Source organism: Zhongshania aquimaris (assembly GCF_019312595.1).
GTDB lineage: Bacteria > Pseudomonadota > Gammaproteobacteria > Pseudomonadales > Spongiibacteraceae > Spongiibacter > Spongiibacter aquimaris.
Genome location: NZ_JAHWDQ010000001.1, coordinates 554008 through 576920 on the forward strand (window position 1 = coordinate 554008; position 22913 = coordinate 576920).

At 49.2% G+C, this 22913-nt stretch carries 23 protein-coding genes and 1 tRNA gene; 6 read left to right on the forward strand and 18 right to left on the reverse strand.

The features are described 5' to 3' along the window. Nucleotides 1-116 precede the first annotated feature (116 nt). Nucleotides 117-746 (forward strand): TetR family transcriptional regulator, encoded by a 630-nt coding sequence (locus KXJ70_RS02655; protein ID WP_219041904.1) that lies wholly within the window; start codon nt 117-119, stop codon nt 744-746. A 20-nt stretch (nt 747-766) separates the two neighbouring features. Here KXJ70_RS02655 and KXJ70_RS02660 read toward each other — a convergent pair whose 3' ends face one another. Further along, the gene (locus tag KXJ70_RS02660) at nt 767-3136 is read right to left on the reverse strand and encodes a CHASE domain-containing protein (RefSeq protein WP_219041905.1); all 2370 of its coding nucleotides are present in this window, start codon (nt 3134-3136) and stop codon (nt 767-769) included. A 332-nt stretch (nt 3137-3468) separates the two neighbouring features. Here KXJ70_RS02660 and KXJ70_RS02665 point away from each other — a divergent pair, with 332 nt between their 5' ends. Genes KXJ70_RS02665 through KXJ70_RS02675 form a run of 3 tightly spaced genes read left to right on the forward strand, consistent with a single transcriptional unit; the run spans nt 3469 to nt 6272 of the window. Next, the gene (locus KXJ70_RS02665) at nt 3469-4602 is read left to right on the forward strand and encodes an NAD(P) transhydrogenase subunit alpha (RefSeq protein WP_219041906.1); all 1134 of its coding nucleotides are present in this window, start codon (nt 3469-3471) and stop codon (nt 4600-4602) included. Nucleotides 4603-4611: 9 nt separating this feature from the next. Further along, nucleotides 4612-4899 carry an NAD(P) transhydrogenase subunit alpha part 2 gene (locus KXJ70_RS02670; protein ID WP_219041907.1) on the forward strand — a complete coding sequence of 96 codons (288 nt, stop codon included), beginning with the start codon at nt 4612-4614 and terminating at the stop codon, nt 4897-4899. Next, nucleotides 4899-6272 (forward strand): NAD(P)(+) transhydrogenase (Re/Si-specific) subunit beta, encoded by a 1374-nt coding sequence (locus tag KXJ70_RS02675; RefSeq protein WP_219041908.1) that lies wholly within the window; start codon nt 4899-4901, stop codon nt 6270-6272. Before KXJ70_RS02670 ends, KXJ70_RS02675 begins: the two co-directional genes overlap by 1 nt. Before the next feature lie 69 nt (nt 6273-6341). Here KXJ70_RS02675 and KXJ70_RS02680 read toward each other — a convergent pair whose 3' ends face one another. Next, a complete protein-coding gene (locus KXJ70_RS02680) occupies nt 6342-6809 on the reverse strand; it encodes a MarR family winged helix-turn-helix transcriptional regulator (protein WP_219041909.1) in 468 nt (155 codons plus the stop codon). Then, complete coding sequence (locus KXJ70_RS02685; RefSeq protein WP_255558169.1) at nt 6806-7288, reverse strand: glutathione peroxidase; 483 nt, start codon at nt 7286-7288, stop codon at nt 6806-6808. Before KXJ70_RS02685 ends, KXJ70_RS02680 begins: the two co-directional genes overlap by 4 nt. Nucleotides 7289-7470: 182 nt before the next feature. On the opposite strand from KXJ70_RS02685, the gene fliK reads away from it, so the two are divergent. Together fliK and KXJ70_RS02695 are read left to right on the forward strand one after the other, a co-directional pair. Continuing rightward, nucleotides 7471-8778 carry a flagellar hook-length control protein FliK gene (gene fliK / locus KXJ70_RS02690; protein ID WP_219041910.1) on the forward strand — a complete coding sequence of 436 codons (1308 nt, stop codon included), beginning with the start codon at nt 7471-7473 and terminating at the stop codon, nt 8776-8778. Continuing rightward, entirely contained in the window at nt 8775-9059 is a 285-nt protein-coding gene (locus tag KXJ70_RS02695) for an EscU/YscU/HrcU family type III secretion system export apparatus switch protein (protein WP_219041911.1), read from the forward strand. Before fliK ends, KXJ70_RS02695 begins: the two co-directional genes overlap by 4 nt. A gap of 13 nt (nt 9060-9072) precedes the next feature. Here KXJ70_RS02695 and KXJ70_RS02700 read toward each other — a convergent pair whose 3' ends face one another. From KXJ70_RS02700 to KXJ70_RS02770, 15 genes are all read right to left on the reverse strand, one after another. Continuing rightward, nucleotides 9073-9885, reverse strand: coding sequence for an energy transducer TonB (locus tag KXJ70_RS02700; protein WP_219041912.1), 813 nt, complete (start codon nt 9883-9885; stop codon nt 9073-9075). Nucleotides 9886-9907: 22 nt separating this feature from the next. Then, nucleotides 9908-10867, reverse strand: coding sequence for a response regulator (locus KXJ70_RS02705; RefSeq protein WP_219041913.1), 960 nt, complete (start codon nt 10865-10867; stop codon nt 9908-9910). A 3-nt stretch (nt 10868-10870) separates the two neighbouring features. Further along, nucleotides 10871-12634, reverse strand: coding sequence for a DAHL domain-containing sensor histidine kinase (locus KXJ70_RS02710; RefSeq protein WP_219041914.1), 1764 nt, complete (start codon nt 12632-12634; stop codon nt 10871-10873). A 412-nt stretch (nt 12635-13046) separates the two neighbouring features. Continuing rightward, nucleotides 13047-13123 (reverse strand) — tRNA-Pro (locus KXJ70_RS02715). Nucleotides 13124-13166: 43 nt separating this feature from the next. Beyond that, nucleotides 13167-13523 (reverse strand): MerR family transcriptional regulator, encoded by a 357-nt coding sequence (locus tag KXJ70_RS02720; RefSeq protein ID WP_219041915.1) that lies wholly within the window; start codon nt 13521-13523, stop codon nt 13167-13169. After that, entirely contained in the window at nt 13504-13806 is a 303-nt protein-coding gene (ihfA, locus tag KXJ70_RS02725; protein WP_103685879.1) for an integration host factor subunit alpha, read from the reverse strand. Before ihfA ends, KXJ70_RS02720 begins: the two co-directional genes overlap by 20 nt. Before the next feature lie 4 nt (nt 13807-13810). Further along, complete coding sequence (gene pheT, locus KXJ70_RS02730; RefSeq protein WP_219041916.1) at nt 13811-16174, reverse strand: phenylalanine--tRNA ligase subunit beta; 2364 nt, start codon at nt 16172-16174, stop codon at nt 13811-13813. Nucleotides 16175-16239: 65 nt separating this feature from the next. Beyond that, nucleotides 16240-17256 (reverse strand): phenylalanine--tRNA ligase subunit alpha, encoded by a 1017-nt coding sequence (gene pheS / locus KXJ70_RS02735; protein ID WP_219041917.1) that lies wholly within the window; start codon nt 17254-17256, stop codon nt 16240-16242. A 165-nt stretch (nt 17257-17421) separates the two neighbouring features. Continuing rightward, nucleotides 17422-17778: a 50S ribosomal protein L20 gene (gene rplT / locus KXJ70_RS02740; RefSeq protein WP_103685876.1), complete on the reverse strand. Its 357-nt coding sequence runs from the start codon at nt 17776-17778 to the stop codon at nt 17422-17424. 31 nt (nt 17779-17809) lie between these two features. Continuing rightward, nucleotides 17810-18004, reverse strand: coding sequence for a 50S ribosomal protein L35 (gene rpmI / locus KXJ70_RS02745; protein WP_008247190.1), 195 nt, complete (start codon nt 18002-18004; stop codon nt 17810-17812). A gap of 55 nt (nt 18005-18059) precedes the next feature. Continuing rightward, on the reverse strand, nt 18060-18596 hold the full coding sequence (gene infC, locus KXJ70_RS02750; RefSeq protein ID WP_219043066.1) for a translation initiation factor IF-3: 537 nt from the start codon (nt 18594-18596) through the stop codon (nt 18060-18062). Nucleotides 18597-18598: 2 nt separating this feature from the next. Next, nucleotides 18599-20524, reverse strand: coding sequence for a threonine--tRNA ligase (gene thrS / locus KXJ70_RS02755; protein WP_219041918.1), 1926 nt, complete (start codon nt 20522-20524; stop codon nt 18599-18601). Between the two features lie 129 nt (nt 20525-20653). Then, on the reverse strand, nt 20654-20932 hold the full coding sequence (locus KXJ70_RS02760) for a DUF1488 family protein (protein WP_219041919.1): 279 nt from the start codon (nt 20930-20932) through the stop codon (nt 20654-20656). Between the two features lie 46 nt (nt 20933-20978). Then, nucleotides 20979-21380, reverse strand: coding sequence for a thermonuclease family protein (locus KXJ70_RS02765; RefSeq protein WP_219041920.1), 402 nt, complete (start codon nt 21378-21380; stop codon nt 20979-20981). Nucleotides 21381-21826: 446 nt separating this feature from the next. Then, nucleotides 21827-22903 (reverse strand): helix-turn-helix domain-containing protein, encoded by a 1077-nt coding sequence (locus KXJ70_RS02770; RefSeq protein ID WP_219041921.1) that lies wholly within the window; start codon nt 22901-22903, stop codon nt 21827-21829. Between the last annotated feature and the right edge of the window lie 10 nt (nt 22904-22913).

Consider the following 22913-nt stretch of genomic DNA (forward strand, 5'->3'; position numbering starts at 1 on the left):
GCAAACGCCTCACACATAAGGAGATATGAACACCACTTTACATACATGCACGCATGTATGTAAAGTGGTGTTTCTGTAAAACATAGCACTACACATAATAATTGGGTTAGCCAGAAATGAGACGATCTAAAGCCGATGCGGAAATTACTCGCGCGCGCATCCTTGACGCCGCCGGCAAACTCTTTGCAATTCAAGGTATTACTCGTACAAGACTAACTGACATTGCAGGCGAGGCTGGAGTGACCCGCGGCGCAATTTACTGGCACTTTAAAGATAAAGAAGCATTAATCGAAGCAATGATGGACAGTGTGGGCGCACCCACCAATGCCGCCTTAGAGGCGCTAAGCAATACTAAAAAAAACGAAATTGCGTCTTTAGACATGTTGAGAAACGTGATTGTTGATGCATTTAAGCGCACTAATGAACTCCCTGCCCTAGAGCAAATAACGCGCTTTATTTTTAGGTATTCTCTATGTAATGAAAGTGAGTCACTGAATAAGCGGATCAATAACGACCGAAAATTGGCGTTAACCCGACTGCAACGATTTATAAGAAACGCACAACAAGCAAAGTTAATTAGAGCCGATTTGGAAGCCGAATACCTCGCTATTCATATGCACACACATATAATTGGCCTATTCCACCACCATCTTAGCAATCCTTCCCGCAACCTTACGGCCGAGGACGTCGCAACTTCACTCGACCTATTATTTGAAGGGATCAAAGTAAAACCGTGCGCACCATAAGTCACCACAACTTACCCTGCCTAAGCTAACACCACACCCGACCCGTCATGTTCATTAATCACAAGAGGCAGTACCACTTCGAAAACAGCGCCATGATCAGGCTGACTAGCTACCGAAACTCGCCCTCTGAGCTGCCTCCTCACTGTGTTATACAAGATGTGCAAGCCCAAACCTGTTCCACCGGCACCGCGACGAGTTGTGTAAAAGGGCTCAAACACTTTTTTCTGATCCGCAGTGGGGATACCGACGCCATCATCACTGAATCGAAGGACAACGTGATCATTCTGTTTTTGCACACACAATTGAATATTGCCTTTTTGACCATTGGGGAAAGCGTGAGTAAGGCTATTGCTCAATAAATTTATAAGCACCTGTGCAATTCCACCCGGCACGGTTTTAATCCTAATATCCTTAGGACAATCTAGTGACACATTGTGCCCGCTGCTGCGGTAACTGGGCGACAAATGACTTAGCACATCCGTTAAATATTCATGTAAATTTATATCACGGATCTCGGCTGTCGCTTGATCAACCGAGACTTGTTTAAAACTCATAATGAGCGCGCCGGCTCGCTGTACATTAGAAAGTACAATGCGAGACGCCTCCTGCATTCTCGATAACGTCTCGGCGACCGGGGCTAGTGAGTCTGGGCCGTCCAATGCCGCGCGCAATTTCCCAAGGTCGGACTGCAAGGTTGACTCCGCGGTGATCGCAATACCGAGCGGCGTATTTAGTTCATGAGCAAAACCAGCAACTAGCCCACCTAAAGATGCCATTTTCTCGGACTCCACTAAATGCTCTTGGGTCTCACGAAGCTTAAGCAACATCTCTTTAAGCTTCGCACCAGCAACATCGGATCTGTGCTTTTGCCCGGTAAGCACTAAAAATGTCATCCCCAATAGGCCGGTAAACAGCAAGCCAGCGACCAACATAATCCAAGGCACCATGGAGCGACTACCAACCAGAAAACCTTGGTCAGCCTCCACCTCAAAAAGCCAGTCAATATCAGCAAAATGCAAAACTGCAGAATCCGAAAACAAGGCATGTTTAGAATCTAGCGAATTAATAGAATATATTTTCCCAGTACCATCTAGACTCGACACCGACGCAGAAATATTTCTTAAATCAGCCCCAGGCAACAATACTGCCATTAGATCCGGCACTCTAAAAACACCTGCAACATAGCCCGCCAAACTACCGCTCCCCATCATTGGCGACACTGTATTAACGGGCAGATAAACTACCAAACCTAATTGACCATCTCGCTCCTGCACCAAAGAAATTGGCCGAGTCGTTGCCGGCGCTCCAGACAAAGAAGCCCGAGCCAGCGCATTGCGAACCACCTCCGTTGAGCTAATGTCGTAAGATAAAGCGCCTACATTTTTTGCCATGGGCTCTATATATCGAATGACGAAATAATCGTCTTTGACTGACTGCACAATCATGCTGCCACCTTGATCTCGACCCATTATACTGACCGGCGCGCCGAGCTCATCGCCCATTGAGGCCTCGAACGCCAAACGCTCTGCAGCGCCGACTCTCTGCACCCAGACTATGGCCTGAAATCCCGCATTACGGTCTAAAAACCCCTTCACGAAGGCATCATAAGTCTCACGCGAAAGCCCGCCAGACACCTCGATAAAAGCCTTTACCGCATGTAAGTCATCAATATGAGTATCAATTTTCGATTGTGCTGCGTTAAAAATTTGTTGGCTGTATCGCCTAAACTCACCCTGCTGGCGTGACAGCTCCCAGCGACTGCCCAAAACATACAAGGTAACGACAACCAGAGAAACACTGACAAGAACCAATGGTAGAACCCGTCTTCTGCTGCGCCAAACGGCTCGGGGCTCCCCAAAATACACAAAGATCAGAATTGAGGTAATCATCACCCCGAGACCGTCGCCAACCCACCACGTAAACCAGTTGAATATATAGTTTTCTGCAGGCAATAACCCTGCGGCCAGCAAAGCAGTGGTGCCAATACTGGCGCTCGTAGCACAACTTACTCCACACGCGAATATTAGAAACTTAAAAACCTCACTAATACTGTCAAGACAAATTCTGCTGCCTATATATCTACGAATTAGCCAAGCACCAAGCACTGCTTGAAGAGCAGCGCCGGCAGCGATAACCATGGGTACGAAAAAAGAAGTTAAAAATGACGACGATAGGCTTGGCATTCCGTCGACATTTACTAAAAACGAGCCCAGCAAAACACCCGGCCAAAGACGGTAGCCCTTCAAGAGAATGACAGATAAGGCAATACCTGCCGAAGGCCAGATTGCCGTGGCATACCCAGGGGGTATAGCGAGGAGCAGTGCCAACTTGCCAATAGCGAAGTAAGTTAAGGCCAGCGGGATTATCAAGATCAAGGTGCGATTAGGCATTTACGACCCAAGTGGGTAACTGAGTGAGATTCTGGACACAAACAAACTAGCTCTCTTTAAGCTTGTGCCCCGACCTCACTCAAAATAGACAAATTACCTCACCAGTCTAGTTCGCTGAACGATGCGACCACCATAAGTACATCTGCCTAACATCAAACGTCCCGAACAGTACTATTGAATAAATACATGGCGTTATCACCTTAATTTATGGAGCTTTTTATTGGAATTGACTACTGAGTTAAACCACACTTTTATCGCTTCTTAAGGCGAGTTGTAATATCCTACGCGGTTTTACCCGAAACCAAATTGTTAACCACAATGGATCTACAACAATGCTCATAGGAATCCCAAAAGAACTCGCGAGCGGCGAAAACCGCGTTGCGATCATTCCGACAGATGCCAAAAAGCTAATCAGGGCCGGTGCAACGATTCAAATCGAAGCGGGCTTGGGCTTAGGCAGCGGCTTTAGCGACGAGGAATACACCGACGCTGGCGCCACTGTTATCGCTGACCGCAATACCGTGTTGTCTAGCGCCGATATTATTTTACGTATCAGCAAGCCAACGCTCGATGAAATCGGACAAATGAAATCTGGCTGCATCCACGTCAGCTACCTGGATCCATTTAACGAACACAGCTTAATTAAAGCGTTTCGCGATCGCGGCGTTAGCGCCATCAGCATGGAAATGATCCCACGCTCTACGCGCTCACAAAAGATGGACGCACTGAGTTCGCAAGCAAGCTTGGCGGGGTACGTGATGGTATTGCTTGCCACCACAAGATTGCCCCGCATTCTGCCTATGATGATGACACCAGCGGGTACCTTGAAGCCTTCTACCGTCTTCATCATCGGTGCTGGCGTTGCCGGCCTGCAAGCCATTGCAACCGCAAAACGCCTCGGCGCCAAAGTGGTTGCGTTTGACACCCGCTCAGTTGTTGCCGAGCAGGTCCGCTCACTGGGCGGCAAATTCCTCGATATCGATCTAGGCGAAACAGGCCAGACCAAAGACGGTTACGCGGTTGCCCTCACAGAAGAGCAAATGAAACTGCAGCTTGAAGGCCAAAAGAAGCAAATTGCAGACTCGGATATCGTGATTACCACGGCCCAGCTGTTTGGTCGCAAACCCCCTGTGCTTATCACTAGCGACATGATCAAGGGTATGAAGCCCGGTTCTGTGATTGTCGATATGGCAGCGGAAAGCGGCGGCAACGTTGAGGGTTCGGTAGCAGGCCAAACCGTGGTGGTTGATGGCGTGACGATTATCGGCGACGGCAACTGGTCTAACTTTGTTAGCCGCGATGCCAGCCAAATGTATTCGTCCAACCTCTTCAACCTCGTTGATGAAGGCTGGAACGGCGATGACAAGAAAATGGTTATCGACATGGAAAACGATATTCTGCAGGGCTGTGTGATTACCCACGGCGGCGAGATCGTTAACGAAACCATTAAAAACCTGATTAACTAGGAGAAGATGATGGAAATAGTATTTCTCGCTTTCATCTTAATGCTGTCTATATTTTTAGGCTTTGAGCTGATCAATAAAGTCCCTGCCACCCTGCACACACCACTGATGTCAGGTTCAAACGCGATCTCGGGTATTACCCTCGTCGGCGCACTGACCTCGGCTGGCGCTGAACACGCGGTACTGTCCACTATTCTTGGCACCATTGCGGTGGCAATGGCCACCATCAACGTGATCGGTGGCTATATGGTAACCGACCGTATGCTGGCCATGTTCAAGAAAAAAGGGAGCGCTAAGTAATGGGTATCGAATTACTGGTTAACCTGTCCTACGTGGCAGCGGCCGTGCTGTTTATTTTTGGTCTTAAAATGCTGGGTTCACCAGCGACCGCGCGCAAAGGCAATTTGATCTCTGCGCTAGGTATGTTTATCGCGGTTGTTATCACTCTGCTTGATCAAAGCATTATTGACTACAAATGGATTATCGCCGGTGTTGTGGTCGGCGGTCTCATTGGCGCCCTCGTTGCGCGCCGCGTCGAAATGACCGGCATGCCGGAAATGGTGGCGCTGTTCAATGGTTTTGGTGGTGTTGCGAGTTTGTTCGTGGGCTGGGCGGCACTTTACGGCTTTGAAGCAACGACCTTTGAACTAATCATCATTGTCCTGTCGATTCTGATTGGCGGCGTGACGTTCTCGGGCAGTATGGTTGCCTGGGGTAAGCTCAGCGAGCGTATCTCTGGCAAAGCGATGGTGTTTCGCGGTCAGCGTATTTTTAATATTTTGCTGATTATCGCTATCATTGCGGCGTCTGTGATGTTCACCATTAGCACTGGCCCCGCCACCTCCATATATCTGTATGTGGTGATTGGCCTGTCATTGCTACTGGGCATCATGCTGGTTATTCCTATCGGCGGTGCCGATATGCCGGTGGTTATCTCTCTGCTAAACAGCTACTCAGGCTTAGCGGCCTGTGCGGCGGGTATCGCGATCAACAACATCATCCTGATCGTAGCCGGTGCCCTGGTTGGTGCCAGCGGGATTATCCTGACGCAAATCATGTGTAAGGCGATGAACCGCTCGCTGAGCAATGTCTTGTTCAGCGGCTTCAGCGCCGTCTCTGCAGGTGGCTCGGCTGCTAAGATCGAAGGCGAAGCCAAGGCTATGACAGCTGAAGACGCCTACTACGTGCTCGAAGCGGCTGCTAGCGTTGTTATCGTGCCCGGTTACGGCATGGCGGTTGCACAGGCACAGCACGTGGTCAAAGAGCTACAAGAATTGCTGGAAAAGAATGGCGCCGAAGTGGTTTACGCTATTCACCCTGTTGCTGGCCGTATGCCGGGTCACATGAACGTACTGCTTGCAGAAGCTGACGTGTCTTATGACCTGCTACTGGAAATGGATGCCATTAACCCGCGTATGGACACCTTCGACGTGGCGATTGTTATCGGCGCCAACGACGTGGTTAACCCCGCCGCTCGCGAGATGGAAGGCAGCCCAATTTACGGTATGCCTGTCATTAACGTCGACATGGCGCGCAACGTGTTTGTGATGAAGCGCTCAATGGCATCAGGCTTTGCCGGTATCGACAATCCCCTGTTCTTTAAAGAGAACACGCGGATGCTGTTCGGTGATGCGAAAGAAATGCTGGGTAATATTATTAAAGCGTTTAGCTAAGCACTTCGCTTAAGACGAAACGAGAAACGGGCTCCCAGCAGGAGCCCGTTTTTTTATGACTACGGTTTGCTAATCGTCATTAACGCCAGCGCTGAGTATAGGCAACAGCCGGCTTAATAAATCCCGAAGCTGCACAATATCGTTCTCGCTCACCGCCAACTTATTAAGCAAAGCCTGCGGCACACATTCACAGTCGTCACGTAACCCCCTGCCAAGCTCGGTGAGATGCAACATGACAACCCGCTCATCGTCAACACTGCGACTGCGACGAATAAAGCCCTGCTGCTCTAATCGCTTTAACAGCGGCGTCAGAGTATTAGTGTTCAGCATCGCATGCTCACTTACCACCTTCACCGCACACGGTGCGCGCTCCCACAGAATCATCATCACTATATACTGTGGATATGTTAGGCCCAGCGGCGTTAATTTATCCTGATATAAACGCGTGATCATTCTTGAGGCAGCATACAAAGGAAAACACAATTGATTTTCCAACTGCAGCTGCGGTGGCACGGTATCGACCAAGGCCTGACTCATACCGCTAATGCAGCCTCTATATCGGCGGCAATGCTCTCGGGCTTCGTTGTTGGCGCAAAACGCTTTATCGCCAACCCATCTTTACCCACCAGAAATTTTGTGAAATTCCACTTCACCGCGTTACTCAGGGTCCCCGGTGCCGCCTTTTTTAAATAGGCAAACAGCGGATGCGCATTTTTGCCATTCACATCAATTTTCTCAGTAATGGGAAAACTGACCCCATAATTGATCAAACAGCTACCCTCAATGGTATTCGCATCGCCCGGCTCTTGATTGGCAAATTGATTACAGGGCGCCCCAAGAATCACCAAACCCTGATCCTTGTATTTATCATACAAAGCCTGCAAACCCTCATACTGAGGGGTGAGACCACATTTGCTAGCGGTATTCACCACAAGGACCACTTTGTCTTTATATGCAGACAAGTCTATAGGTTTGCCTTGTAAATTCGCTATTTCAAAATCGTATAGTGTTGTCATTTTCATTTCCCTCGGTTCGCTACCAGTGCAACAGTACAAATCTCATTCCCGACCATTAGAACAGATATTTATATCTCAGGCAATAATATCGCACACGACATAAAACAAATAACCCTAAAGCAGAGAGATTTCCTGCCGATAAGGTGTACGTACCCCATGAGATCTGCGGACACGATATAGAAATGGTCATTATCAATCCCAGCTTTGCCACCCAGCCCGCCGCATTTAATAGGCCAGCGGGACCTGCGCCCGTATTGGCTATTGATCGCGTGTTAACAGCCGTTGTCGTGGGCCAGCGTGCAGAACATCTCTATGAGTTAGCGTCTGGGAATTTAAAGCTAATGGCAGAAAGCCAAACGGCGCTTCGCCATGGCGAAAAACTATTACTACAGGTTACCGGAAAAGATCATAAGCAAAGACCTCAACTACAAATACTCAAAGGGGAGATCGGCCTGATCCAAAGCCAACTGCGCGCCGCGCTGCCTCAACAACAAAGCGTAAGCCATCTATTGGCCAACCTTGGCAAACTAAGCAATTTACCCAAACAGCACCCGCTGGCAACACTAGGCAAAGAGTTCATTGAAGCTATTGCGAGCAAAGCGCAATCGTCCAATCCAGCCGAATTACGCCAAGCCATCATGCAAAGTGGACTGTTTCTAGAGAGCCAATTAGCGCAGGGTAAAACACCTACTGGAGATTTAAAGCAGGCCCTATTAAAACTCAGCCGGCAAATTACTACCCAGCTGGCAGCTAGTAAACCAGCCACTGAATCTACCATTCATGGCGACGGCTCGATAACAAAGCAATCAACGCTAGCGAAGGAATATGCGCCGCAATCAAGGTCAAGCCCACTATTGAATTCTGGGTATCCGAACAACAAGACAAGCGTCGAGCACTACCCCCAGAACGTCGCAGACAAGCCCACGAAGCCCGAATTACCCGGTGAGCTTCGTCCGCAAAGCCGTCAAGGAGCAAGTATTCAATTTGCCGATGCTGAGCTTGAGGTGCTGCAGCAGGTATTGCGAGATGTGCGAGGCAGCCTAGCCCGCCAAGAGTCTCATCAACTATTGCACCTACAGCAGAGCGATAAATCACAAACGCAATATATGGTGGAGCTTCCGGTGCGCGGCAATGACGGCATTGATGTATGGCAACTCCATTTGCATAAATTTGAACAAACCGAGCACGAACAGCAACACGCCGAGAAGTCTGCGGATAAGCCTCAACATAGCTGGGCTATTAACTTGAGTTTTGACTTACCCGGTCTAGGGCCTATTTGCGTCCGAGTATCACAAACACCCGAGCTCGATATTCGCTTCACTGCCGAAAACAAGGCAACCAGTGAATTGATAGAACGAAGGCAACACGAGCTTGTACACGCCCTAGAGGCACAAGGCGTCAGCACGCAAACCATCCAATGCCGCAGCGAGAAGATCACCATCAATGCATCAGAAGCCTATGCAAACGCCTTACTGGATACCCAAGCATGAGCACGAATAAATCTGGTGAAATTGCCGTTTCGCTACACTACGACGGACAAAATGCACCTATCGTCAGTGCCAAGGGCGAGGGAGACGTTGCGCGCCAAATACTTGAAATTGCGACACAACACGACATTCCAATCTACCAAAATAGTCAGTTGATACAATTGTTATCGCGGGTTGAGCTCGACAATGAAATACCGAGAGAACTGTATATCGCAGTAGCCGAAATTATTGCCTTCGCCTACCGCTTAAAAGATCAGCTACCCAATACATGGCAGCAAACCTGAAAACTACCGCCGTTTAACGCGTCAGCTTCCAGGTAAAACGCACTTGGGCCAAGGATGCTACCGCGGTGCCATTTACCCGCTCCGGCTCAAACTGACAGCGTGATAAAGCAGATAAAGCGCGATAATCCAGGCGTCGCGTCCCGCTAGAATCAACGACCTTACCATCGCTAGGATTACCTTCAGCGTCAACCGAGAACGACATAGTTACCGTACCCTGCTGACCAAAACGAATTGATTCATCAGGGTATTCCGGACGCGCACAACTACTCCAATCAATACTTGCCGGCACCGTCGCGGTATTCACTGCCGGCGCAGAACTAAGAGGTAACGCCGCCGATGCAAGCTTGGGCTGACTCTTTACTTCAGCCGCCGCTATGTCAGCAGGTTTTTCGCGCATTTTAGCTAAGGCCGCTTGGCGCTCTTTCTCAGCATTTTGTGCCCTCGCCTCAGCGACTTCAGCAGCACGAGCTGCAGCTTCCGCCGAAGCTTGCGCCATTGCCAGAGCCTCAGATTGCTGCTGCATAGTCACCAATTGCGCCTGTTGCAGTAAATTTTGCTCGCGCTGACTAAACTCGCCATCTAAGCGATTTTGCCATTCAGCCAGTACCGCCTGCTCTTCAGACTGCAATTTTTCATTGCCCTGCACAGTCGCAACCTTCGCGACCACACTTTTATCGGTGCTAAACGCAGGTGCCTCATCGCCGGAAAGCAACCACGCAGCCAATCCCGCCGCCGCGCAAACGCACAGGAGGGCGATCGCGATCACAGACTCTGCGGACTGCCCCAAGCCCTGCTTTTGCTCAATTGTGCCTACTGCATCATTCATTCAGCAACTCCCCAAAAATTGCTCATGCCGTCATACCAAACAAGCGCCCAATTCTCTGGAACACACCGCGACGATCAGACTCTGGTGGTGGCGTCGGTGTAGCTTCTGCAGCAAGACGCAAGGTTTGCGCGGGATGCTTTTGTAATATTTCAAATCTTCGCATCGCCAAATTAACGCTGCCACGCAATAAACCCTCGCTGACCGGCTTACTGAGAAAGCGATAAATCTGGCCACGGTTGATAAGATCAATACCCTGCTCAGCATCAGATTTTGCAGTTAACACTATCGCCACTAAACTAGGATGGTGTTGGCGCAAGGCGGCCAGCAAATCAGTGACAACCTCCCCCCCCACCGCAATCTCGGTAACAATGACACCAATCTTATGCTGTTCTAAAAGGGTTAAGCCCTCATCTAGATTCGATGCGGTATACACCGAGCGCTCGCGACCCAATACACGCTGTAAGGTGTTACGAGTGGATTCATCGTCATCCAGAATCAAGGTGCCGACATCATCGACACCCGGGACGTGGACGCGCTCCGTTAAATCTTCTTCGGCAGCAACCGCCTCTTTCACATAATCAACAGTCGATGCCTTAACCGCAGCCGCAATAGTTGATCGCAAATCAACATTTGACCAAGGCTTATTGATAAAACGAAAAATCTCTCCGTCATTTATCGCAGCCAGGATCGCACTCAGATCCGAGTAACCCGTAAGCAAAACTCGAATAGCGCGCGGGCGAAGATCCTTAGCTTTACGTAAAACCTCCACGCCAGTCATCTCTGGCATACGCTGATCACTGACGACAACGTCGACATCACCCTGCCGGAGAATCTCCAGAGCGGCCTCACCCGAAGAGGCGGTAACCACATCGTAGTCCCGCCTAAACAACGCTTTCAGCGCTATTAAAATACGAGGCTCATCATCCACAAATAGAATTCGCGCGCGGGGTTCTTCTGTCGCAGTATCAACATTCATATTCATACTTTATGCATCTCCAAGCACCACCACATCTTGCTCTGATATAACGTCTGCGCTTTTGCTCGCTCCCACTATCGGTAGGCGAACAAAAAACTCCGTTCCTTTACCTAGTTCGGATTCCACTCGAATTGTGCCACCGTGATCTTCGATAATACGAAATACAATAGACAAGCCAAGGCCCGTGCCTTTACCCACCGGTTTGGTCGTAAAAAACGGCTCAAAAATATGCGCGCGAGTTTCTTCATCCATACCACTACCAGAGTCACTAATCGCCACTTCCACATTGTCATCAACAACACTGGTGCGAATACAAATTTGACCCTTGCCGTCCATTGCCTGAGCGGCGTTGGTGATAAGGTTCAGGAACACTTGATTTAATTGCGACGGCGCACAGCTTATTTCTGGTAGATCGGCGAACATTCTCGTGACTTTAACGCCGTCTTTAAGCTGACTATTACAAATCTTAAGCGCGGTCTCGATGCCTTCGTTCAAATCAAACAGCTGCGATTGCGAGCGATCAACACGACTGAAGTCTTTCAGACTCATGACCAACTCAGCAATTTGTTTTAGACCGTACTCGGTATCTGCAAGCAGGGTATCGAACTCAAGAATACTCTCGGCATCAACCTCCCCATCCATAGCTTGCATCGTCTCCCGGACAATCTCGACATTACTCGATGCATAACCTAGGGGGGTATTAATTTCGTGCGCCACACCGGCTACCATTTGACCTAGCGAAGCCATTTTTTCTGACTGAATTAACTGCCCCTGCTGCATTTTCAGGTCGTCTAGCGCCTTGCTAAGCGCCTGCGTACGCTTATCAACTATCTGCTCTAGATTGACGTTGGCATTTTGCAACTCACTGTTCAAACTGTCCAAGGTCGAGAAACTCGAACGCAATCGAACCGCGATCACACCAAAGGCCAGCAGTAACGCAACCGCGTACACGGCAAGGGTCTGCCGATAGCTGCGCGCTGTACTCTGCAAATTATAGAAATGTTTTTCGTAAGCGGTCCGCAAATCGTACAGTGCTGGTCCGCTGGGCACGGCATCAAATTCTTCGGTCAAAACTTGAAGCTGGTCAGCGGCGCTACGCAAAGAATCAACCGTACTCAATAAATGTCTGACTGCACCGCGCTCGGCGTCATTTGCCAAGCCTTCTTCGGCGGCAACAATTTCTTGACCAAGCTCGTCAATATAGCCGCCATTCGTTGGCGACGATTGAATGCCATAGGCCGTCGCTTCACGTAAAATAGACATCACATTTTTACGCAACTCCTCCGAGGCATTCACAGATGGCGCACTCAATAGTGAAATACCCGCGACGCGTAACACGGTAAAATGCTGAGCTAAACGCGCCAGCTTGGCAGAATAATCATTGAGAAGACTAAGTTTGGACTGAGCGACGGTATTGTAATGCGTAAGCGCCGTATCAATCGGTTGCGCCAATCCCGCCAAACTCGCTTGGCCACTGCTGACAGCCTCCTGGGCAACCGTAAAGCGATCTCGTGACAGCTCTAGCTCCTGCGGCCCGGAATCAAGGGATAAACGCCCTCTGGCGATCTGCTGATTGAGCTCGGCATCCGCTTTGGCGGCGGTGTCCAATTGCTCTAATCGAATGATGTGCAAGCCCGTTTCGAGCGGATTTCGCAATGTTTTCCACAATAAAAACGAAATAACACCAAGAGCCAGCGCAATCGCTAACAATGCAATGAGACGCTGAACAGAAAACCCCCGCGCGGTACGGCGGGACACACCCATTTGAACCATAAAATTCTTCTTATTATTTTGTGTATTACTCTACCGCCACAATGCAATTAAGGCATCACAAAAGCAAGCGTATGCAACGCAGCGAGCAATACACGTGTTCTTTGAAGTAAGCACCCAAGGTATTTTTATATTTTTAGTCTGACGAAGAATAAAAGCTGCTAACGCAAAAGTCTAGCACTTCACCAAAATCATATAAATGACAATACTATTGACTTAACAGTTACTTAGCGAAGGTTACTATATTCAAAGACAAGCAAAATCAATTGCCATGGCCTATTCAGCCAAGGTAGAAAGGCCATCATTCGCACTAACTAGCACACAGATAGGATAGATATCAGGGAAAAGTAACGAAACAGGAGTGAAATACAAAAATTAGCGAAAAATATCAGGGGCTAATTCAACCCCTAAATATTGGTCGGAACGGCAGGATTCGAACCTGCGACCCCCACACCCCCAGTGTGGTGCGCTACCAGGCTGCGCTACGCCCCGACTTGAGGGGCAGCATCATACCCCAAGATATAAGTTGAGTGAACTATCTTTTCAATAGTTTCAACACTTCCTCAAGCTCACCGAGCATTTGCCGAATAACTTGGCGGGTTTGTGAGGATTCATCTTTAGCTGTATCGCCCGACATACGCTGACGAGCTCCGCCGATGGTATAGCCCTGCTCGTATAATAAACTGCGAATCTGTCTGATCATTAGCACGTCTTGGCGCTGATAATAGCGGCGATTTCCGCGTCGCTTCACCGGCGTAAGCTGCGGGAACTCTTGCTCCCAGTAACGCAGAACATGGGGTTTTACCAAGCACAAATCGCTGACTTCACCAATGGTGAAGTAACGTTTTCCCGGTATGGGTGGTAATTCGTCGTTATGACTTGGTTCCAGCATAGTCCTCTACCCTGGATTTCAGTTTTTGCCCGGGCCGGAACGTCACAACTCGGCGAGCAGAAATGGGAATCTCCTCACCGGTTTTGGGGTTACGTCCAGGACGCTGACTCTTATCCCTAAGATCAAAATTCCCGAAGCCAGATATTTTTACCTGCTCGTTATTTTCCAAGCAGTGCCGAATTTGTTCAAAAAACAATTCCACCAGCTCCTTGGCCTCACGCTTGTTAAAGCCCAGCTCTTCGTATAGTCGTTCAGCCATTTCTGCTTTCGTGAGGGACGTCATCACACTAGTTCCTTAAACTTGCGCCAAATGCCTCCTTCAAGGTCTGTACAACCGCGTCAACCGATTGACCCACCTCTTCTTCGTTAAGGGTGCGCGATGAATGGCGGAAGGTCAAGCCCAGCGCCAAACTTTTTCTTTCAGGATCAATACCTTTACCCTGATAAATATCAAATAGCTTCAAGTCACTGAGGTTTTCGCCCGCAGATTTTCTGACCGCACTCAGCACCTCTGACGCCGCCAATTGTCGGTCTACTATCAAAGCGAGGTCTCGGCGAACCTCCGGGTAACGCGACAACTCAGAAAACACCGGAACGCTGCGCTCTAGAATCGGTTGCAAATCGATCTCAAACAAATACACCGGATTGACGAAATCCCAGCGCGCCTGAAGACTTGGGTGCAGCGCGCCAATTCGGCCTATACGCTTATCGTTGCAGTAAACATCAGCGGTTTGCCCCGGATGCAGTGATGTATATTTCGCGGCGCTAAAGGATATTGCGCCTGGCGATACCGACAACAGGCTTTCTAGATCTGCTTTTAGATCAAAAAAATCGACTAATTCGCCATTCTCACTCCAGCTTTCGGGTTCACGACGGCCAGTGAGTAAAGCAGCAACGGTCGGTATTTGCTTCATACCATCAGCGCACTTGATAAACCGCAGACCAGACTCAAACAGACGAATACGCGATTGCTGGCGCTTGGCATTATGCATCGCAGTCTTTAACAAGCCGGGAAGCAAGCTTGTCCGCATAATAGACATATCGGCAGAAATTGGGTTTAGCAGTTCAACACCAACTTCACCCTCTGACAGTGCCGCATGCATGTCAGGGTCGATAAAACTATAGGTAATCGCTTCCTGGTAGCCCCTCGCCACGAGCTGCTGTCTAACCAGCGGCAAGCCACGCTTGCTCTCTGGCGCCGTGCGAATAGTTAAGGTATCTCTGATGGGTGTTATCGGCAGTCGGTTGTAGCCATAGACCCGCGCCAGCTCTTCAAGTAAATCCACTTCGATACTTATATCGAAACGCCAACTTGGCGCGATAACTGTCCAGCCGCCCTCGGTTGGGCTTACCGACATACCCAAGCCCGTCAAAATCGACTCGACGTCACTTGTACTTAACGCCATACCTAATAGCTTCTCGATACGCTTTTCACGCAACAAAATAGGCTCGCGCGCTGGCAGCTCGCTATCTACGAAGCTAATTGCACCGGCTTCGCCGCCACATATTTCGATAATGAGGGCGGTTGCCCGCTCTATCGCGCGCGCCGGCAACTCAAAATCTACGCCGCGCTCAAAGCGATGCGACGAATCGGTATGCAGTCCATAGGAACGAGCTCTACCCGCGACCTTGTCAGGCGCAAAGAACGCCGCCTCAAGAAATAAGTGCTGGGTCACATCGGTAACGGAAGAAAGCTCGCCACCCATAATACCAGCCAGAGCCAAAGGCTGTTTCTCATCGGCAATGAGCAGCGCACCCTCGCGTAGCTCGAGGTTCTGGCCATCTAACAGCGCGACCACTTCGCCAGCAGCTGCATGGCGCACGTTAATTCCGCCATTTATTTTATCCAGATCAAACGCATGCATGGGCTGACCTAATTCCAATAAAATGAAATTAGTGACATCGACCACAGCATCTATGCTGCGCAAACCACAGCGCCGCAGTTTTTCCTGCAACCACAGCGGACTGGCCGCGGAAACATCGACATTGCGAATGACACGACCAACATAGCGCGGGCAGTCTTCCGCCGCTGACACGACCACAGGCAATACGTCGTCTATGGTGGCTGCCACTGCAGAGATAGCTTTGTCTTCAAACGCTAACTCACTCAGCACCGCTGCTTCACGGGCAATACCGCGAAGACTCAAGCAGTCCGCGCGATTTGGGGTTAGACCAAGCTCAATGACCGTATCATCTAAATTCAGGTAGGCACGGATATCCTGCCCAAGCGGTGCGTCTGCTGGCAGCTCCATCAAACCGTCCGAACTTTCCGCCAGACCTAGCTCCTGCTCCGCGCACAACATGCCAAAAGATTCCACACCGCGCAGCTTAGCCTTTTTAATTTTAAAGTCGCCAGGCAATACCGCCCCCAATGTCGCCAGGGGAATTTTAATACCTGCACGGGCGTTTGCAGCACCACACACGATTTGGACTTCACTTTTGCCATCGCTTACCTGACAAACCTGCAACTTCTCTGCATCGGGATGCGGGTGCACGGCAATGATTTGCGCCACCACCACGCCCGAAAATTTGCCCGCCACGGGGTCCATTGCGTCGACCTCCAAGCCAGCCATGGTCAACCGTGCCGCTAGCTGCTCGGTATCGACTGCGGGATTCACCCACTCACGCAACCACTGTTCACTGAATTTCATATTCTTTCCATCTATAAGCTTTCGGTTAGCAGGTACTTAAGTTGTCTACAGACTCAGAAACCGGCCTACTTAAATTGGGCGAGAAAACGCAGATCGTTTTCAAAAAACAAGCGCAGGTCATTCACGCCATAACGCAACATTGCCAAGCGCTCAACACCTAGACCAAAGGCAAAGCCCGTGAAGCGCTCGGCGTCGATATTTGAGGCCTCAAACACGCTCGGATGCACCATGCCGCAACCCAGTATTTCAATCCAGCCAGTGTGACTGCAAACTCGGCAACCTTCCCCACCACACATAACGCACTGGATGTCGACTTCTGCCGAAGGTTCAGTAAATGGAAAATACGAGGGCCTAAAACGAACGCTAAGCTCTTTTTCAAAGAAGCTCCGCAAAAAGGATTCAAGCATACCTTTCAAATCGGCAAAGCTGGTGTCTTCGCTTATTAATAACCCTTCCACCTGATGAAACATCGGGGTATGGGTTAAATCCGAGTCGCAGCGATAAACTCGCCCCGGACAAATCAATTTCATTGGCGGTTCACTACTCTCCATCACACGAACCTGCACCGGTGATGTATGCGTTCGCAGTACCGTTGAGTCATCAACGTAAAAGGTATCGTGCATGGCGCGCGCCGGGTGGTGAGCGGGAATATTTAGCGCTTCAAAATTATGGTAATCGTCTTCAATTTCTGGGCCTTCAACAACCTCAAAACCGATGCTGCCAAAAAATTCACTGATGCGCTCAATGGTGCGAGTTACTGGGTGGAGGCCACCAGCATGCTGACCTCGCCCAGACAGGGTGACATCGATTTTTTCAGCTTCAAGACGCGCATCGACAGCGGCTTGATCGAGGCGCAGCTTCGACTGAGAGATCTGATCAGACAGAGCCTCTTTCACGCGGTTAATTTCCGCGCCCGCGGCGGGCCGCTCTTCCGCAGACAAGCCACCGAGCCCTTTTAATAATGCAGTGATGTGACCTTTTTTACCAAGATACTCAACTCGTACCTGATCCAGCGCCTGCGCGTCTGTTGCGGCACTGATTTTTGCCGCCGCTTCCGCCGCCAAGCCTTCAAGATTTTCCATTCTGCGCTCCCAATCTCTGCGCTACTGCCCCGCTAATGAGCCTCACGGACATCATTAGCGGTGACTTAAATTAGTGTCTTAAAAACAAAAATAGGGAAAGGGCGCTAGCCCTTTCCCTATAATAAAACTAAGCACAATGACCGCCACGCAACGGTCAAACGCTTTTTAAGCTAAGGCTGATTTCGCGCGTTCTACGATCACAGCAAAGGCTTCTTTGTCATGTACTGCCAAGTCAGCCAATACGCGACGGTCTAAAGCGATGTCTGCCTTTTTCAAGCCAGCGATCAAACGGCTATAGCTCAAGCCATTAGCACGTGATCCTGCATTGATACGAGTGATCCACAAAGCGCGGAATACGCGTTTCTTGGCACGACGGTCACGGTAAGCATATTGACCTGCTTTAATTACCGCTTGTTTCGCTACACGATAAATACGTGAACGAGCGCCGTAGTAACCCTTGGCTTGTTTCAGAATCTTTTTATGACGACGGTGTGCGGTCACACCACGTTTTACGCGGGGCATAGTATATTCCTCTTAATCTCGATGACGTTTATCAGATGGCGCGCAACATGCGGTCTACTAGAACTTTGTCCGACTTATGGACAGCACTAGTACCACGTAATTGACGCTTACGTTTGGTGGTCATCTTGGTCAAGATGTGGCTTTTATGAGCGCTTTTACGCTTATAACCGCTACCGGTTTTTTTGAAGCGTTTTGCCGCCCCGCTGTGTACTTTTTGTTTTGGCATCGTTAGATACTCCGCATTCTCAATGTAAATTAAATCAGTAGGCCCTAAGAGCTCGCTACTTTTTCTTTTTCGGAGCAATGACCATGGTCAATTGACGACCTTCCATTTTAGGAAATTGTTCTACAGAACCTAATTCAGCAAGGTCTTCTTCAACCCGCTTCAACAGCTGCATACCCAATTCCTGGTGGGCCATCTCGCGACCACGGTAACGCAGGGTTACCTTGGCTTTATCTCCGTGTTCAAGGAAACGTGTCAGGTTGCGTAGTTTTACCTGATAGTCCCCGTCTTCCGTACCTGGGCGGAACTTAATTTCCTTAACCTGGGTTCGAACTTGGTTTTTTCGGGCCGCAGCCTGCTGCTTTTTGGCCTCGAAAACATGTTTGCCGTAGTCCATCACTTTACAGACGATTGGGTCTGAGTCAGTGATCTGTACTAAGTCTAATGTCGCTTCTTGCGCAGCTTTAAGCGCTTCCGCAAGGGGTACAACGCCAACCTGGTTGCCCTCAGCGTCGATCAAGCGTACTTCATTAGCTTCAATTTCTTCGTTTATCGGCGCACGTTTGCTGCGCCCTTTTGCGTTATCGCGTTTAATTGCTAGTTCTCCGAATTTGCGCGGCTACGTTTAGCTACGCTATCTGCGAGGAGTTTACTGAGGTCATTAATTGATACCGACCCCAAATCTTCGCCACTGCGTGCACGCACCGAAACAGTCTGGGTTTCGATCTCGTTGTCACCTACAACAAACAAGAACGGAACCTTCTGAATTGTGTGCTCGCGGATTTTAAAGCCGATCTTCTCATTTCTCAAGTCCGCATCGACTCTAAAGCCACTATCTCGCAATAAATCTTGCACATTACTCACATATTCGGCCTGTTTGTCCGTAATATTACAAATTACGGCCTGCACGGGAGCCAGCCAAACCGGAAATGCACCTTCGTAGTGTTCGATTAAAATTCCGATAAAACGCTCAAAGGAGCCCAATATTGCGCGGTGCAACATGACAGGGACTTGGCGCTGCCCTGCTTCATCAACATATTGCGCGCCCAATCGCCCTGGCATTGAGAAATCGACCTGAATCGTACCCAGCTGCCATACCCGACCAATACAATCTTTAAGTGAGAATTCGATTTTGGGGCCGTAAAACGCACCCTCACCCGGAAGCAATTCCCAAGGCAAACCCTTACTGTCCAACGCTAGGGCTAAAGCTTGTTCGGCGCGATCCCAATCTTCTTCACTACCGACGCGCTTTTCTGGACGCGTAGACAGGCGATAAATCACCTCGCTAAAGCCAAAGTCTTCGTATACCTCGTGCAGGAAATCGATAAATGAGGCCACTTCTGGCTGGATTTGATTTTCAGTACAGAAGATATGCGCATCATCTTGAGTAAAACCACGCACTCGCATAATGCCATGCAGGGAACCGGAAGGTTCATTGCGATGACAGGAGCCAAACTCGGCCAAACGCAAAGGCAGGTCGCGATAGCTTCGCAAACCCTGGTTAAACACCTGCACGTGGCAAGGGCAATTCATGGGCTTAACAGCGAAATTGCGCTCATCCGCTGTTAAGGTAAACATGCCGTCACTGAACTTATCGGCGTGACCCGATTTTTCCCACAGAGAAATATCGACCACCTGCGGCGTGCGTATCTCTTTATAGTCATGTTTACCCTGCTGCTTGCGCATATATTGCTCAATCGCCTGGTAAATACTCCAACCCTTGGGGTGCCAAAACACCATGCCCGGCGCCTCTTCCTGCATATGAAAGAGATCCAGCTTTTTAGCTACTTTACGGTGATCACGTTTTTCAGCTTCGGCAATACGATTTAAATAGGCTTTCAGCGCCTTTTTATTACCCCACGCCGTGCCATAGATACGCTGCAACATGGCGTTAGCTTGATCACCACGCCAATAGGCGCCTGCTACCTTGGTCAACTTAAAGGCATTCAACTTACTAGTGCTCGGCACATGAGGACCGCGACACAAGTCCATCCACTCGCCCTGCTTATAAACAGAAATGTCTTCATCGCCAGGCAGATCTTTAATAATTTCGACTTTGTATTCTTCGTCAAGATCGCTAAATGCTTTTACTGCGTCTTCGCGACTCATCACTATACGAGATATCGCCAAGTCCGCAGAGGAAAGCTCGGTCATTCGCGCTTCAATTTTCTCCAGATCTTCTGGGGTAAACGCGCGCTCGTATGCAAAGTCATAATAAAAGCCGTCTTCAATAACGGGGCCGATGGTCACCTGTGCGCCAGGAAACAAATCCTGCACAGCCATCGCCAACAAATGCGCGGTCGAATGCCGAATAACATCAACACCTTCTTCGTCACGCTCAGTGATAATTCCCAGTTCGGCGTCGTCAGTAATCACAAAACTGGTATCAACAAGCTTGCCATTTACCCGGCCAGCGAGTGCAGCCTTAGCGAGGCCAGGACCTATATCAAAGGCCACATCAGCAACAGAAACGGGGTGATCGAAAACACGCTGACTTGCATCAGGAAGGGTAATTACGGGCATTGCACTTTCCTTTCAGTGGTGACCCCTACTAAAGGCCACGTGAGTAATTGAAAAACATAGAGATTTTAGGTGGAGTATTATGCGGATTGTGGCTGCGAGCTGCAAGCTTATCTAGGCAAACGGACACCGCTAAAGTTGATACTCGATGCATCGCAACAAGGTAACCACGACAGGGCCATCATCGTGAGGCAAGCGTTCCCCAAGAACAAACCGTTCGACCATACTTTCAAAGCGAGGCCGATTCTGCTCAAAGTTCTCAATCGCCTGCTCAACCGTATCTGCGGTCTGGAAAAAATCTACCAATGCAGTCCGTGATATCGCAAACACATAGCGCTTACCGTGAATAGAACCCGCAAATTTCAAACCGCTAAATTTGCTATCCCACCAAAAGTCCGCTTCAAACTCCATAAATCCTACTCACTGCAAGGCTAATTTTAATAAGACGTACTAACACTCAGCACCAGACGATCTTTTTGCCGCCAGTATAAGGCACCGCAAATCCTTGGCTTATCAACTGATCACCAAGACTCATACCGTCAATCCAAACCTCAGCCAATAGACGAAAATATTTATCCCGCTCGATATAGCGCAACTCAATGACCCGCCCCTCTCTAAGCCGACCAACCGAGAACTGCTTGGCAGCTCGCGCCGCGTCTTTTTCGGACTGACACTTGCCACGCAGCTCTGGCGTATCAACCCCTTTTATTCTCACCGGCATACTCTCGCCAACCACCGACGGCCAACCGGCAATATTTACCCGAAAGGTATCTCCGTCGTAGATAGTACGCACTTCCGCCACAGTTGCACTGCCAAACTCGGCGGCACCGAGACCGGATGTTAAGAGGACGGCAAACAAAAAAACAGACAGGCTTAGCGGAAAAGCTTTTAGTAAATAGCGCTAATTTAATTGACGTATTCCCGACTAATGACAAAGCAATTAAGCGAGTCGGGAATCCCTTTTCCGAGGCTGGCTAGTGATGGTTATTTCGGTAGCAAGTATAACAGTGATTCTTAAAGTTCTGCTCCAGTGAATTGCAGGATTCACGCGGCATAGGCAGATCGAAACACCCAAATCGCAATAATCGCTTCAGAAGAATTTCGTTCAAATCAGAAAACTAATGCTCACTATTGCCCAATCCGCCAAAGCGAACCTGCAACACACTAATTTTAAGGAAGAATTGGTACGACCGAGTGGATTCGAACCACCGACCCCCACCATGTCAAGATGAGATGAACACCACCCTAATCAATTGATTTTATTAGATTAATTAGGGCATCTAACAAACTAAAAACCATCACACCTTACTTCACAACAGCCAAACGCCGCACTGCACCTACAGCCAAACCATAAATAGCCTTAAAGTCCTCAGCGTTTACCTTAAGTAACTCTTGGAGTTCAACTACCGAATATCCAAGATCAGATAAATGTAAGTTTTTCACTTGCTCAAACGTAACAGGAACCTCATGGGGGAATTCTGTAGACGCGGGCTCGCTCCGACGATAGCCGTGCTTGTTTATCAATTTATTTAAATAAACATTCTGATTATACGAAATAACCTTTAAAGAACTTAACCGGTAAAGAGCTGCCTGCATTGAAACCTTCCAAATCTGCTTCAAACGCGCCAACTCAGCTAAATCCACTCGTTCTGAAACAGAAGCAACAAACTCTCTTGCGGGTAATAGCAGCTCAGCAGCAAATTCATTAGCCTCCTGCTCCATAGTACTACTTGGCTGCCGATGCATAACGAGATGACCCAGCTCGTGTGCTATCGAAAACCGAATTCTATCGGCAGGCTTATTTCTATTAAAAAATATACAGGGAGGTAAATCAGGAACCGACAAAGTAACAGCATCAATACTTGCCCCCTGCATATCGAGCGGAAAAACAATAACACCGGCATCTTCGATAGCCTGAATTAAATTCCGAATAGGCCCATTTGGTAACTGCCAGGCCCGCCGAACATTCTCCGCTATATCTCCCGGCGACATTTCATAATCCTCTATGTCATAACGAGGAAGTACAGCTGCCGCCTGTAAATCAACAGATTTTAGCAGTGCACGTAAACCCACCAAACACACATTTAATTCGGCAATGACGGCCTCTACTGACTTTTTCCCTACATCTGCCTTTTTCCGAAACATCGCATGGACACTCATTGGTGCACCATAAACTCGATCAGGAGAATGCAATAGAGCTGCAGGAACGTCCAACACTGTCGTCATAGCGTTCAAAACTTTTTCATCCGGCGCAATTATACCGTTCTCGATCTTGCTCAGATGGCCCTGCGTAATACCTAAACGCGACGAAAGCGCGGTCTGACTAAGACCGCGCCAATTTCGAGCCACAACGAGCAGATCGGGATTAATTCCCATCTGCATCTAACTCTCC

Excerpts from the sequence above, each read along its gene's own strand:
- KXJ70_RS02685 (WP_255558169.1), bottom strand. The coding sequence starts at position 7,288 with ATGACAACACTATACGATTTTGAAATAGCGAATTTACAAGGCAAACCT.
- KXJ70_RS02720 (WP_219041915.1), bottom strand. The coding sequence starts at position 13,523 with ATGCTGGAACCAAGTCATAACGACGAATTACCACCCATACCGGGAAAA.
- pheS (WP_219041917.1), bottom strand. The coding sequence starts at position 17,256 with ATGGAAAATCTTGAAGGCTTGGCGGCGGAAGCGGCGGCAAAAATCAGT.
- fliK (WP_219041910.1), top strand. The coding sequence starts at position 7,471 with ATGGTCATTATCAATCCCAGCTTTGCCACCCAGCCCGCCGCATTTAAT.
- KXJ70_RS02660 (WP_219041905.1), bottom strand. The coding sequence starts at position 3,136 with ATGCCTAATCGCACCTTGATCTTGATAATCCCGCTGGCCTTAACTTAC.
- rpmI (WP_008247190.1), bottom strand. The coding sequence starts at position 18,004 with ATGCCAAAACAAAAAGTACACAGCGGGGCGGCAAAACGCTTCAAAAAA.
- thrS (WP_219041918.1), bottom strand. The coding sequence starts at position 20,524 with ATGCCCGTAATTACCCTTCCTGATGCAAGTCAGCGTGTTTTCGATCAC.
- KXJ70_RS02675 (WP_219041908.1), top strand. The coding sequence starts at position 4,899 with ATGGGTATCGAATTACTGGTTAACCTGTCCTACGTGGCAGCGGCCGTG.
- KXJ70_RS02705 (WP_219041913.1), bottom strand. The coding sequence starts at position 10,867 with ATGAATATGAATGTTGATACTGCGACAGAAGAACCCCGCGCGCGAATT.
- pheT (WP_219041916.1), bottom strand. The coding sequence starts at position 16,174 with ATGAAATTCAGTGAACAGTGGTTGCGTGAGTGGGTGAATCCCGCAGTC.
- KXJ70_RS02700 (WP_219041912.1), bottom strand. The coding sequence starts at position 9,885 with ATGAATGATGCAGTAGGCACAATTGAGCAAAAGCAGGGCTTGGGGCAG.
- KXJ70_RS02770 (WP_219041921.1), bottom strand. The coding sequence starts at position 22,903 with ATGCAGATGGGAATTAATCCCGATCTGCTCGTTGTGGCTCGAAATTGG.
- KXJ70_RS02665 (WP_219041906.1), top strand. The coding sequence starts at position 3,469 with ATGCTCATAGGAATCCCAAAAGAACTCGCGAGCGGCGAAAACCGCGTT.
- ihfA (WP_103685879.1), bottom strand. The coding sequence starts at position 13,806 with ATGACGTCCCTCACGAAAGCAGAAATGGCTGAACGACTATACGAAGAG.
- KXJ70_RS02710 (WP_219041914.1), bottom strand. The coding sequence starts at position 12,634 with ATGGTTCAAATGGGTGTGTCCCGCCGTACCGCGCGGGGGTTTTCTGTT.
- KXJ70_RS02680 (WP_219041909.1), bottom strand. The coding sequence starts at position 6,809 with ATGAGTCAGGCCTTGGTCGATACCGTGCCACCGCAGCTGCAGTTGGAA.
- KXJ70_RS02760 (WP_219041919.1), bottom strand. The coding sequence starts at position 20,932 with ATGGAGTTTGAAGCGGACTTTTGGTGGGATAGCAAATTTAGCGGTTTG.
- rplT (WP_103685876.1), bottom strand. The coding sequence starts at position 17,778 with ATGCCCCGCGTAAAACGTGGTGTGACCGCACACCGTCGTCATAAAAAG.
- KXJ70_RS02655 (WP_219041904.1), top strand. The coding sequence starts at position 117 with ATGAGACGATCTAAAGCCGATGCGGAAATTACTCGCGCGCGCATCCTT.
- KXJ70_RS02695 (WP_219041911.1), top strand. The coding sequence starts at position 8,775 with ATGAGCACGAATAAATCTGGTGAAATTGCCGTTTCGCTACACTACGAC.
- KXJ70_RS02670 (WP_219041907.1), top strand. The coding sequence starts at position 4,612 with ATGGAAATAGTATTTCTCGCTTTCATCTTAATGCTGTCTATATTTTTA.